Source organism: Fimbriimonas sp. LA-C6 (assembly GCF_055398105.1).
This window is the reverse complement of sequence record NZ_AP038796.1, coordinates 1,626,509-1,639,462: the sequence shown is the minus strand read 5'-3', so window position 1 is coordinate 1,639,462 and position 12,954 is coordinate 1,626,509. Positions and strand designations below refer to the sequence as shown.

General features: G+C 55.0%; 11 protein-coding genes. 4 read left to right on the top strand and 7 right to left on the bottom strand.

What is annotated here, in order from left to right; genetic code table 11:
* Nucleotides 1-14: 14 nt before the first annotated feature.
* The 7 genes from ACZ51B_RS07635 to folK form a co-directional block, all read right to left on the bottom strand.
* A complete protein-coding gene (locus tag ACZ51B_RS07635; protein ID WP_464296641.1) occupies nt 15-1,127 on the bottom strand; it encodes an acyltransferase family protein in 1,113 nt (370 codons plus the stop codon).
* Between the two features lie 1,203 nt (nt 1,128-2,330).
* Nucleotides 2,331-3,257: a malate dehydrogenase gene (locus ACZ51B_RS07630; RefSeq protein WP_464296640.1), complete on the bottom strand. Its 927-nt coding sequence runs from the start codon at nt 3,255-3,257 to the stop codon at nt 2,331-2,333.
* A gap of 42 nt (nt 3,258-3,299) precedes the next feature.
* Nucleotides 3,300-4,412, bottom strand: coding sequence for a J domain-containing protein (locus tag ACZ51B_RS07625; protein ID WP_464296639.1), 1,113 nt, complete (start codon nt 4,410-4,412; stop codon nt 3,300-3,302).
* Between the two features lie 8 nt (nt 4,413-4,420).
* Nucleotides 4,421-5,764, bottom strand: a complete 1,344-nt coding sequence (locus ACZ51B_RS07620) for a type II secretion system F family protein (RefSeq protein WP_464296638.1) — start codon at nt 5,762-5,764, stop codon at nt 4,421-4,423.
* Nucleotides 5,765-5,825: 61 nt separating this feature from the next.
* Nucleotides 5,826-7,100 carry a type II secretion system F family protein gene (locus ACZ51B_RS07615; RefSeq protein ID WP_464296637.1) on the bottom strand — a complete coding sequence of 425 codons (1,275 nt, stop codon included), beginning with the start codon at nt 7,098-7,100 and terminating at the stop codon, nt 5,826-5,828.
* 97 nt (nt 7,101-7,197) lie between these two features.
* Nucleotides 7,198-8,562 (bottom strand): type II secretion system F family protein, encoded by a 1,365-nt coding sequence (locus ACZ51B_RS07610; RefSeq protein WP_464296636.1) that lies wholly within the window; start codon nt 8,560-8,562, stop codon nt 7,198-7,200.
* Entirely contained in the window at nt 8,534-9,055 is a 522-nt protein-coding gene (gene folK, locus ACZ51B_RS07605) for a 2-amino-4-hydroxy-6-hydroxymethyldihydropteridine diphosphokinase (RefSeq protein WP_464296635.1), read from the bottom strand. Before folK ends, ACZ51B_RS07610 begins: the two co-directional genes overlap by 29 nt.
* Nucleotides 9,056-9,235: 180 nt before the next feature.
* Between folK and ACZ51B_RS07600 the strand changes: the two genes are divergently transcribed.
* The 4 genes from ACZ51B_RS07600 to ACZ51B_RS07585 all read left to right on the top strand — a co-directional run bounded on the left by ACZ51B_RS07600 (nt 9,236) and on the right by ACZ51B_RS07585 (nt 12,599).
* Entirely contained in the window at nt 9,236-10,024 is a 789-nt protein-coding gene (locus tag ACZ51B_RS07600; RefSeq protein WP_464296634.1) for a hypothetical protein, read from the top strand.
* A 14-nt stretch (nt 10,025-10,038) separates the two neighbouring features.
* On the top strand, nt 10,039-10,878 hold the full coding sequence (locus ACZ51B_RS07595) for a hypothetical protein (protein WP_464296633.1): 840 nt from the start codon (nt 10,039-10,041) through the stop codon (nt 10,876-10,878).
* Between the two features lie 71 nt (nt 10,879-10,949).
* Entirely contained in the window at nt 10,950-11,741 is a 792-nt protein-coding gene (locus ACZ51B_RS07590) for a hypothetical protein (protein WP_464296632.1), read from the top strand.
* 33 nt (nt 11,742-11,774) lie between these two features.
* Nucleotides 11,775-12,599 (top strand): hypothetical protein, encoded by an 825-nt coding sequence (locus tag ACZ51B_RS07585; RefSeq protein WP_464296631.1) that lies wholly within the window; start codon nt 11,775-11,777, stop codon nt 12,597-12,599.
* Nucleotides 12,600-12,954 lie beyond the last annotated feature (355 nt).

Here is a 12,954-nt window from a genome sequence, read left to right as displayed (position 1 = left end):
GGCTCTTTCTTGTGCTAAACGCGCAAGAAGACTTTTTGTTTGTAGAGGAATTTGAGCAGTAACCATTTGATCACGATGGCTCCCATGATGATGAGGATCGCTTTGGAGTCGATTAGGTGCTTGATGATTCCGTTTAGGAAGAAGTTTGCGGTTCCTCCAAAGTCGACGATGTCATTGAGCATGTAGATCAGGATCGGATTGACGCCGATGACCACGAAGGGGAAAGCCCATCGGGTCCAGCCTTTCACGTCGATGATCCCGTGGAAGAGCGCTAGTAGTAGCATGCTTACGCCGCCGGTGAGGAGGGTGTAGCTTGCTGTCCAGAGGATCTTGATGATGGGGATCACCGGCATGATGGCGAGTGCGAGGGCTATACATGCGGTGCCAGCGATGGCTAGTCCTGCCAGGCGGCGTCCATCGGGTTGAACCTTTTTGAGCCAGTACCCGGTTGCGACGCCCATGAGTGCGGTGGTGACTGCCGGTAGGTTGGAGAGGAGACCCTCGGGGTCGCCGTAGTCGAACAGCATCTGGTGCTTCATCAGCACGAGACGGTCGATGTAGTTAGCGAAGTTGCCTTCGGGGGTGTAGGTGCCGGGGTGGAAGCCTGGGACTGGGGCGAACGCCAGGAGTGCGGAGTAGAAGACTAAGATGCCCGCGCCGATGGCGATTTGGGTTCGAGGTTTGGTGTACAGGAAGATGAGCGCTGCGCCTAGGTATCCGAGCGCTTGTCGTTGAAGGACACCGAAGATGCGTAGGTGGTCCCAACCGTCTAGGTTGAAGAGGCCGTTGTAGACCCATCCGAGGAGGAATAGAATGAGCGCGCGCTTTAGGACCTTTACGACGAGCGTTTTTCTGGGGGTCCCTTCTTCTAGGTGTCTGCCCAACGAGAACGGCAGTGTGACGCCGATGATGAACAGGAAGAGGGGGAAGATGACGTCGTAAAACCGAAAACCTTCCCAGGGTAGGTGGGAGGAGACCTGCGCACAGAGCTCCTCGACGACTGGGTTTGGATATTTTTTGGAGATAGCACTAAAGAGGGCATCGCCGCCGACTATCCAGAACATATCGAAGCCTCTCAGGGCGTCTAGGGATAGGAGACGCTGGGAGGTATTAGCTTTTGCATGCATGCGGGTCTGGTGTTACCCTTTATTTATGCGTGAAAGCTAAGGATAAAAGTTATTGAGTGAAGATTTAGAGGTTTTCTTAAGGGGTAGCTCTTTTCGGTTGCCGGGGTGTTGATTTGGTTGTCGTAATAAGGAAGGGACAGTTTCGTTCCCGCCCAAGTGCTGCATTCGCAGCACCCCACCCCTGTTCTAAAGCTGCGCTTTCCCAGGCCTGCGCTTCGCTCCGACCTGGGCTTTAATGGGTCGCCCCTTCAGGGCTTTCGGACGTGGTTTGTAGAGTTGGTGATTGGATTGGTGGGTTGTCTTAGTGAGGAAGGGACAGTGATGGTCCCCGCCCTGGTGCTGCATCCGCCGCACCCCACCCCTTTATTTTGGGATGCGGTCCTAGCCCTGCGCTTCGCTTCGAGATAGGCTTTTGTGAGGTCGCCCCTTCAGGGCTTTCGGACGTCGCTTTGGGTCAGTCGGCTGGGTTGGTTTGGTGTGGTGCTTGAAAGGATTTTCCCCCTCATCCCAACCCTTCTCCCCCAAATTCCGGAGAATTCGGGGGAGAAGGGCTTTCGGAGGGTTCGCTCACATTGGTTCAGTTTGCTAACGTCGGTGGGTTGTCGTACTGAGGAAGGGACTGGTTCGTTTCTTCACTGGTGCTGCTGCGCATGTTTTCGGATATGACCCACTTGACCGCGATGCTAAACAAGGTGGAATTGGGGTCAGCCTCACTTTAAGCTGTATGTGAAAATTGAAGGTCCGGCCTAGGGCAGGTCTGCTCAACTTCATGTATCGATCGGAGAAGTAAGCCTCTGTGAGTACTGAAAGTCTTGTTATGAGGTTGATTCCTATAATCCTGGTTACTAGTCAACTTCAAACCACGACCCGCTCCGAGAGTCTCCTCAGCTTAATCGACGAGGTTCCCTCCATCGGTCAGATATACGTGCTGACTCGCTTTAATCCGGCAAAGGGTAAAGCGGTTGTTACGAAGGGGAATCAGGCGATTGCTTGCTTTTAGTGATTGGCAGCAAAGACTCGTATCAACTTGGCAAGGTCTTATCTTGACGGCTATCTGGTGCTCCAAATACGAGTCAAATCGCACAGCGATACTTGTCGGGTCTAGATGAATGCCCGTCCCCACGCGAAGGCTGCGCTTTTTGGTTCAAATGAAAAACAAAAAAGCCCTCCCCAGCTCGAAAGCCGGGGAGGGCCATCCCAATCCTACTGGATCTGTGCGAAAACGTCTTTGAGAGACTGGGCCGACTTCAACAGACCCTCGCGCTCTTCGTCATTTACCGAAGGAGCCAAAACCTCGACCACGCCGTGGCGACCCACCTTGGTAGGCAGCGAAAGCGAAATGTCCGAGATGCCAAGCACGCCCGTCTGAACCGAACTCACCGGCAGAACGGCTTCCGTGTTCAGCGCGATTGCCTCAACCACTTCCTTGATCGAAACGCCAACTGCGCGACCCGCGCCACCCTTCAACCGGATGACTTCCGCACCCGACTTTCGAGTGAACTCGAATACGCCCTTGATCGATTCCTCGCTGTAACCGGCAATGGACGACATTGGAACGCCACCCACGGTTGCAGAAGAAAGAATCGGAACCATCGAGTCGCCGTGCTCGCCCAAAATGAGAGCCTTCACGTCGGTTGCGTTCACGTTGTAGTGATCTGCAAGCAGCGATCGGAATCGGCAAGTGTCAAGCACCGTACCCAAACCGAGCACCTGAGAAACAGGGACGATCCCCGACTGAGCAGCCAAGTGAGTCAAGATGTCCACAGGGTTGGAAACGACCAAAATCGTTGCGCCCTCGTTCAGCTTCACGCCCTTGATGCTGTCCAAAATGCCTTTGAACAGGCTCACGTTGCGGTTGACAAGCTCCAAGCGAGTCTCATCCGGTTTGCGGCGAAGGCCGGCCGTAATGACCACACAGTCGGAACCATTCACAATCGAGTACTCGTTCGAAGACGTGAACTTCTGGTTCGACGTGAGCGATGCGCCGTGGCGCAGGTCCAAAGCCTCTCCTGCAGCCATGTCTGGGTTCATATCGACGAGCGCGATTTCGCGAACAACGCCGCCGAACTGTAAAGCGTACGCTGCGTCGGAACCGACGCGACCACCACCACCAATTATGCTGACCTTCATCTCATTTCGATTATGGCAGACCCTCGTAACATTCGGCTGAGACTAAAACCGTTTGAAGCTGTCAGAAACCATCCAACCGCAGAGCGACCCAATATAAACCAGGTTCCCACCCCAGATCAACACCTGCATCGGCGAAATCCCGGCCGTCGAGAGTGTCGCCGCCAAAGCCATGACCACCGTCGAACCACCCACACCCATCAATAACCGTGTCGTCGTGTAGTTAAAGCCCTTCTGAACCAGCCCGATCAACCCGTAAATGGCACATGCCGCAGGGAAACTCACAATAGCGATCACCCCAAGCGCAACCGTAGGGCCGACACGACCACTGGTCATTGCCTCCAAGCGGTCCAGCAAATTCCCAACCGAAAGGCAAGCCCCCGTAGTCACCCCAGACAGGAACAGCATCACGATGAGTCCCACGGTCCAAGTTGAAACGGGCCCAACCGGCCTCATCGCGGACTTCTCAGGCGAGACCATCACGTAAATCGCCTCGATTACCACCATCACCACCAAAGCAATGATCGCAAACGAGCCTCGATCCTCCGCCTGAAGCGTCACCGAATGTTTCGCACCGGTCTCCGTCATCTTGCTCCGTTGAAGCAGATCCTCGTACCGACGCAAATACAAAGCGTTCCGAGGGTCCATCTGAAGCGCATACGAGTACATCTTCGCCGCATCCGCCACCTTGCCCCGAGACCGCGCCAGATCGCCCAACACCGCATAAGGAACCGGCTGCTTGGGATCGATCTCTAATATCTTCTGGGCAAGCTTCTCCGCATCTGCAAACTGCCCCCGAGAGAACATGGCCGAAACCCGAGCGACATCCGCCGCAACCGAAACCCGAGGTTCCGCCTTCGGCTTAGGAGGTGGGGGAGCAGGAGCGGCCTGCTGCGCCTTCCGCTTCTGTGCAGCCTGCTGTTCCGCCACACGCCGCGCCCGATCTGCTAGGTAATCGTCGTAACTTCGCCGAGCGCTCGCATCCGAAAGCACCTCGTACGCCTCTGTTATCTGAATGAACTTCCCAGCCGAAGCAGGATCACTCGATCGATCCGGATGATGCTTCAAAACCAGCTTTCTGTAGGCGGTCTTGATCTGATCCGCAGACGCACTCCGCCCTACTCCCAGGGTGTCGTAATGCGTCTTAGGGGCTGCCATAAGGGTCGTTATTGATTGATCATCTTGTTCATATCGCTGCCATAGCCCACATAGAACGTGATCACGATATATCCAATGTAGATCGCCACGCCAAGGCCAACCACCACACCCACGGCATAGGCCAACTGAGTCTGACGAACGGCCGCTTCGCTAATGTAAAAGTCCGACATCCGGTTCAACATCTGGTCCAAACTGCCAGTCGTCTCACCCGTGTGAATCATGTCCAACACAATCGGAGAGAACGCCCCCGTCTCCGTCAGCGTCTCGCCAATCGGCGCGCCGCTCTCCAGCTTCTTCACCGCCGGATACATCTTTGCGCGCAGGTACTCATTGCCACACGCGTCTGCCGATAACATAAACGCCTTCGACATCGGAACACCACTCTTGTACAAAGCTCCAAAAGCACGCCCAAACCGCGCCATTGCCAACTGCTTCATGGTGGTTCCCAAATAAGGAATCACGCTGATTACCAAATCCCAGTTGTACTTAATCCGAGGGTTCGCCAACCCAACGCGCAGAAACAGGAAGATGCCAATGATCAGTGGCCCAAGCCAATACCAAGTCGAGATGGTTGTCAAAGGAGAACTCAACCCCTTCGCGCCAGGCTTCACTGAATCGATAATCGCATTCGCGCCCATGATGATCAACATGGAAGCGATGATCTGCAGCTTCGGATAGAACGTGATCCGCCGATACAGGTTCCGAAGCTCCATCTCCTGGTCAATGTAGTCGGCAACCGTGTGAAGCGCATGGTCCATAAACCCGCCCTCTTCACCCGCACGCAGCAGCGACATCATCACCGGCGTAAACACTTCCGGATACCGCTGAAGCCCCGCAGAAACTGGCCGACCAGCCTCTACGTGCCGGGCAACCTCGTGCAAAATCTTCCTCAGCTTCGGCTCCCGCGCCTGCCCAGCCAGCGTATTAAACGCCTGGACCATAGGCACACCCGCCTGCAGCATCGTGCCCGACTGCCGGAAGAAGAACGAAAGCGCAGTGAGACTGACCTTGCCCACCAACGGACCAAACACGGAAGTCGCAAGGTAAGACCGCTGCTCCGTCTCGCGCTTATCCCGCTCCAACTGCTTCTCATCCATCGGAGAAGGCACGTCGTAGGGGTTGGCAGTCGGCGAAGGCCGATTCACTTCACCCGCAGACCTCTCCTGAGGCCGAGCCTGAGATACGAAGGAACTAGGTATAGGGTCGTTCCCACCCGTCGCAATCCCGATCTGAGTCACACGCATGCCCTTCGCGGCAAGCTCACTGGCCACCCCGTCGAGGGATGTTCCAAACACAATTCCGCGCTCAGTTGTGCCGTCTGTGCGCTCCGCTTGATATTCGTAGGTTGGCATCGTGTGTCTATTTCCTAACGTCGATCCTCGTCAAAATGACAGCATCGGGTTCATTATCGGCTTAAGGTTCTGTTCCGTTCAATACTTTAGCGGGCAACTGCTGATACATAACATAACAGAAGATGGCAATGCTGATCCCGGCCGTCACAAAACAGCCAAGCGCCCCCCAGCATCCACTCCGTGCCTTGGCCTGGTTCTGCGCAGACTGAAACTCGCCCTGACTCAATCGCGCCAGCTGATCCAACGCCCCCGGGAGATCCCCTGTGAACTCCGCCGTCGCAACCACAGGCGCATAAGCATCCGGGAACAGCTTCGTCCGAAACAAGATGTCCGACATCTTTTCCTGACCCGACAAAGCCGCCCCAATGCTCACCAACTGATCCCGAATCTCAAGGTTTGGCACCGACTCCGCAGCCACCTGCCAAGCACGCGCAGGCGCAATCCCCACATGCGAAACTCGGGACATCGTCCAAGAGAAACGGGCCAGACTCTCATGCTTGGTCCGCTTGCCAAAAACAGGCGCTCGCGAACTCACCACATGCCGCGACCGCTTCCCAATCCGAGAGCCGAAATACCGACGGATGAGCCAAACAATTAACCAAACCAACAGCGTCAGCGGACCTAAGGGCCACAAAAGCTCCTTTGCCAAAGCAGCGCCCATCTCGTGCACCATCTCGGAAGCTGTCATCTGCCCGCCATGAGCCCCCACGCCACCCTTCGCATCCACACTGTCCCAAGTGCGAAGCGTGGTCCGCATCAGAATCCAAGTTCCGGGAATCGTCAGCAACGTGTTGACAATCACAAACCCCACCCAGAAGAACCACCGTTTGAAGTGATGAGAACTCTCTGCCTGGCGAGAGATCTCCTCAAACGCCTCAGGCAAAAAGCCGCCCAGCTCCGCCGCCCGCAAAACCCCAACGACATGCTCGGGGTACAGGTCCGGATATCGGGCAAACACATCACTGATTGGTTTCCCGTGAACCGCAGCATCCCCAGCTTCCTTCAACGACTCCGTAAAATGCGACTTCGACCGCCGGCTGATCTCATCCAAAGCCTGTGCAGGATTGATCCCCGCCTTCAACGAAGCCGCAAGCTGAGCAAAGATGAAGAGCCGATCCTTGTCAGATCCATAAACAGTCCGTACAACATCAGCCGGAAGGGGAACACTCTGAACGGTGCGTGTTGAAGGGGTGAAGTCGCCCAATTCCACAACGCTCGCAACCCGAAACCCGCGCTGTTCCAGCAACAGCTTCGCCTCTTGGGCGCTGCCAGCCTGAATCGTGCCTCGCAAACTCTTGGCAGCCGCATCCACGGCGTTGTACTGAAAGAACGGCATTTCGTAGCCTCAAGACGTTTGATTGCGGGATATTGGTTTGAGCCCAAACCAGCCCAGAGCATTTTTCTGTCAAGAACTAGGCCCGACGCCCTACAACCTACGGTTCCAGCCCGTCCAGCACTTTTGCGGGCAACTCGTGATACCAGGCGTACCACAGCATCCCCAGCATAATTGCCGAAGTCATAAAGCACCCCAGGGCACCCCAACAACCGCTCCGAGCCTTAGCATAGTTCTGGGCAGACTGAAACTCCCCATTGCTCATGCGCGAAAGCTGATCCAGCGCGCCCGGCAAGTCGCCCGTGTACTCAGCCGTCGCTACAACAGGTGCATACTCATCCGGAAAGATCTGCGAACGGAAAACGATGTCCGACATCTTTTCCTGACCACTTAAAGCCGACCCAATGTGGACCAGCCGATCACGCATCTCCAGGTTTTGAACCGACTCCGCTGCCGCTTGCCATGCCCGAGCCGGAGGGACTCCAATTTTGGAAACCCGAGACATCGTCCACGCAAAACGGGCTAGGTTCTCATGCCTCGCACGCGGACCAAAAACCGGCAGCTTCAACCCCAACCGGTGCCGCGTCCGCCGAGCAATCCGCGATCCGAAGTACCGCCGGATCAACCACACAATAAACCAAAACAGAAGCGTCAGAGGCCCCCAAGGCCAAATCAACTGCTTCACAAGGGCGCTTGTCAGTTCAGCAAGCCCTTCAGAAGGAGACATCAATTGCCCGTTAGCGTTTGTGCCCCCCTTCTTATCAATGTTCTCCCACCCACCTAACATCATGCGGGTCGTAATCCACATGCCCGGAATCGACAGAAGCGCATTGATCGCCACGAACCAAACCCAGAAAAACCAGCGCTTAAACGCATGAGCCGATTCCGCGTGGCGCGAAATCTCATCGAACCCTTCAGGTAAGAAACCACCTAGCTCAGCAGCACGAACAACGCCCACCACGTGCTCCGGATACAAGTCGGGATACCGAGCGAAAACGGTGCTCACTGGCCGACCCTCCACTGCAGCGTCACCAGCCTCTTTCAAGGTCTTCGTGTAATAAGGTTTAGACCGCTGACCAATCTCCGAAAACGCCTGTGCCGGATTGATACCGGCACGCAACGCAGCCGCCAACTGCGAGAAGATGAACATCCGCTCCTTGTCAGACCCCATCACCGTATGGATCACATCGGGTGCCGGAGCGACAGAGGGAGCGCTCACTTGAGGAACGGGTGCAGAAGCAGGTCGAGAAACAGGCATCGACCCCACAGGAGCTTTGCGAGGTGCCACGGGCTGCTGTGGAGCTGGTGGTGAAACGATCCCACCGCTGTTCAGCTCAGTAATGCTCTCAACACGCAGATTGTGCTGACGGAGTTGCGCCATGGCCTCTTGGGCGCTGTTGGACTGGATCGTGCCGCGCACGACCTTCCCCGTAGCATCACTTGCGTTGTACTGATAGAACCGCATCCTCAAGCCTCAGGACGTGTGATACCTGGTCATTGGCTTTCGCAAGGAGTTCACAAAGGGTTCCAAGGCCCGGAATACCCAGATCCGGTGCTAATTCAGCAAGAGGTTCCAGCACAAAACGCCTCTCCACCAGCCGAGGATGAGGCACCGTCAAAATCTCTTCTCCCTCAAACCGAAACCGGTAGATCAGCGAACCATACGTGATCAGGTCCAAATCGATCTCCCGAGGCCCATACCGCTCCCGAGGCATCCGACCCAACACACGCTCCGTGCGCTTCAAGAGATTGAGTAGGGGCAAAGGCCCAAGATCTGTCTGAGCAACCAAAGCCGCATTCACAAACGCATCCTGATCCTGCACGTACATCGGGGCCGTGCGATACAGAGAGCTTACAGACTCAATCTGCATGCAACATTCCAGCATGCCCAAGGCCCGACGCACCATCGTTTCTGCATCGCCCACATTGGACCCCAATGCGATCGCAACCCGAACCACACCCCTATGGTAGCCGTTTCCCCCCACCGAATGCCGACGCCCCCAGCCAAAGGACCACCCTCGGCGTATTGCAAAGGGATTTCTATTTTAGTCGTTGCAAAAAACTCTCTTAAAAGGCTTGTAACCAAGGATTCAATTGCACGTTCCATCAGTGTGAAAATTGCAACCTTAGTTGGTTTATTGTTTTTAGGATCGATTGCAAACGCTGATGACGCCTCCATCTCGTATGGCGGCTCTCCTAAGATGCTTCGTGGACACCCCAGTGTCCGCATGGTAAGCGAAAAGATCGTCATCCGAGTGACCCCTCAAACAACGTTCTTCGACTGCACCTTCGAGTTCAAAAACGAAGGCAAAGCATGCAAGGTGCGAATGGGCTTCCCCGACCGAGGAGAAGGCGCAGAGGCTACCGAGCACGACATCGCAAAGTACGAAGCCCAGGAGAAACACAAGTCTCCTCCAGTCTTCGAAACACTCAAGAATTTCCGAACCTTTGTGGATGGGAAATCAGTGCCCTCCAAACTGGTTCGCGATGGAAGCGGGCCGAGTTCGTGGCACGCCAAAGAAGTGAGCTTCAAGGCAAACCAGACTCGCATCATCCACGACACCTACGAGATCCGGGGCAGCGGCGGGCTCACAAATGGGTCGCGCTCAATCAACGAGTGCCACTACATCATGAGCACCGGCGCCTCCTGGAAGGGTTCCATTGGCAAGGCGGTCGTGACCGTCCACTTTACCGACGATGCCCTCGGTGGGAAGCTCAGCCCCATCACAGTAAAGAGCCTCAAAGTGAAGAGTCCGTACAGCTACAAGGGCTGGTCCAGGCTCCCGAAAGGAACCGTCGCCTACCGCGGCTTTTCTAAGCCGACTGTAACCGGTGGAGCGCTGGTGTTTAAAGCAACCAATCTCAACCCGAAGGACAAAGACGACATCCGCCTCTACTTCGCGGACTATAAGCCGCAGGGCAAATAGTAGTAGTGTCAACTATGAAGTTAACATTGCTGGCTGCCTCGTTGCTGGTCAGCGCCCTTGCTCATGCCGACGACGCAGCCATCTCCTTCGGCGGCTCCCCCAAGATGCTCAAAGGCCATCCGACAATTCGGATGGCCCGCGAAAAGATCGTGATTCGGATTCTTCCAAGAACGATGAAGTTCGACTGCACCTTCGTTTTCAAGAACGAAGGTGCAGCTTGCAAGGTAAAGATGGGCTTTCCAGATCGCGGCTCGGACGCATTTGCGGAAGACTATGACATTGAGTCTGCGAAGGCCACAGACTCACATGAACCGTATCCACCCTTTCAGGAATTGAAACAATTCCACGCGTATGTCGACGGCAAAGCCTGTCGAACCTCACTCCTCAAAGATGGAGACCATGCCCGGTCGTGGCACGCGAAAGTGGTCTCTTTTGGTAAGAACCAGACTCGTGTCGTTAGAGATACCTACGAAATCCCTTTCAGTTCCGGCTCCGTTCCGGGCTCCAACAGCTACATTCGCGAGTGCCACTACATCCTCAGCACGGGAGCCTCTTGGAAGGGCCCAATCGGACTCATTGACTTAGAGGTTATATTTGATCGAAGATGCGTTCCTGCCCCTGTACGTCCTCTACCTGTCCGTCAACTAAAAGTAAAGAATGCCTGGGAATATGAACACTGGAAGCAGCTGTCGAAGAGCACTGTCGTCTATTCGGCCCTGACCGATCCGACGGCAAAAGGAAAAACTCTGCGGTTTGTCAAGAAGAATGTCAAGCCGGTGGACGCGGATGATATTCGACTCCACTTCGAAGAGATGACTTATGAAAAGCTTGAAAATACGATGGGAAAAGACTGAGGCTGAAACTTTTGGCTCATTCTCTGAATATCTAAAGCAGTTGTGTTTTGTCTACTGGTAGAATGCCGGAAATGATCACGGTTGCCCTCTTTACGTTGCTCGGTGGCACAGCCCCAGCCCAGGTCGAAGACACCAAAGCGTTTTATGGCGGCGCGCCCAAACTGGTTGTTGGTCGTGGCGTAAAGATGGCAAGTGAGAAGATTCTCATCCATTTGCACCCGAAGACGGCAACATACGATTGCACGTTCGTTCTCAAGAACCAGGGCGGGCCTTGCAAGATCACCGTTGGCTTCCCCGACCAACTTGAGGGCCCGCTAGAAAAAGCCAATCTTGGGACCTCTAGCGGTTTGTCAAAATTCCAGGCTTACCTTGATGGTAAATCGGTTCAAACAACCCTTCGTCCCGATACCACAGAGGATCACCCCGCGCAGTCGTGGCACACCTTAGAAATCTCATTCAAAAAGGGCCAAACACGAGTCATCCGCGAAACCTTCAGCGAGTACAGCATTTGGATGACAGGTGACGAAGGCGCAGCAAGAGGTAGTAAATTCATCCTCGACACCGGAGCTTCCTGGAAGGCGCCCATTGGGCTGATTCAAGCCGAGGTGATTGTAGATTCTCAGTTGGCGAAGAAGCCGCTACACGTCTATTCTGCCAAGAACCTGGGTGCCAAGACCCTAAAGACTTGGCACAAGCTTCCCAAGCAAGCGATTGTGTACACCGCCTTTGCACCCGCCCAGGTGAAAGGAAACACCCTTAAGTTCAGCAAGAAGAACGTGAAGCCCAAGACCTCGGACAACATCGAAATCTTTTTCGACCACGCGTCCCGGACGGAGTTGCAGAAAGACAGCAACGGAAGATAGGCAGATTCCGGCAGGCCCGGTAGAATGGCGGGGATGAGATTCTCGCTTGCACTTGCATTACTTTTGGGTGGACTGACTGGTGCTAACGCCGACGACGCTGCGATCTCTTATGGCGGCACGCCAACGATGCTGAAGGGCCACAAAAGCATCCGCATGGTGCGAGAGAAGATCGTCATCCGAATCCTCCCCAAGACAATGCTCTTCGACTGCACCTTCGTTTTCAAGAACGAAGGCGCAGCCTGCAATGTAAGAATGGGCTTCCCCGATCGCGGTGAGGGCGCTTTTGAAACCGGTTTTTCCGAAGAGGACGATAAAGGCAGTCGGAAAGTGAAAGGACCCTTTCAAAGCCTCAAGAACTTCAGGGCCTTCGTGGATGGGAAGTCGGCGAAGATCACAGCCCTAAAGGATGGCGATAGTGCGAGATCTTGGTATGCAAAGGATGTCTCCTTCGCCAAGAATCAAACGCGAGTCGTACACGACACCTACGAAGTCCCCGAGAGCTCTGGCGCAACCGCCGACGGAGGCTATATCCGTGAGTGCCACTACATCCTCAGCACTGGCGCTTCTTGGAAAGGCACCATTGGGCTAATCGACGTCGAGGTCATCATCGACAACAAGGCCGTCCCCAAACCTCTCAAACCAACCTCCCTCAAACAAATCAGCGCCCCCAACGCGTGGGAGTACAAGAATTGGAAGAACCTCCCGGCCAATACCGTGGTCTACTCCGCCCTCACCAGCCCAAAGCTAACAGGAAACAAACTACGATTCGTCAAGAAGAACGTAAAGCCGGTAGATGCAGACGACATCCGCCTCTACTTCGGCCACAAATCCTGGGAGACATTGCAGAAGGGCGGCTAAAGCCGAGTTCTGTGATCGAGGTTGCCCGCGCTGGATATGTTTTGGTAGTTTCTCTTTTTAAAGGAAGGGACAGTTTCGTTCCCGCCCTGGTGCTGCATTCGCCGCACCCCGCCCCTGTTTTAAAGCTTCGCTTTCCCAGGCCTGCGCTGTCCTCCGAGCTGGGCTTTTATGAGGTCGCCCCTTCAGAGCAGTCGGCTGGTTTGGTGTTGGATTCAGCTTGCAAGGCTTGCCCCCTCATCCCAACCTTGTATGTTCATGTTGTGCCTCTAGATGTGGGAATCTTTGAGGTGAGTCAGGGCGGTAAGCCTCCGTTGTCCTTTTCTGCATTGTCAGACGAGAGGAGACCGCTTCCGCC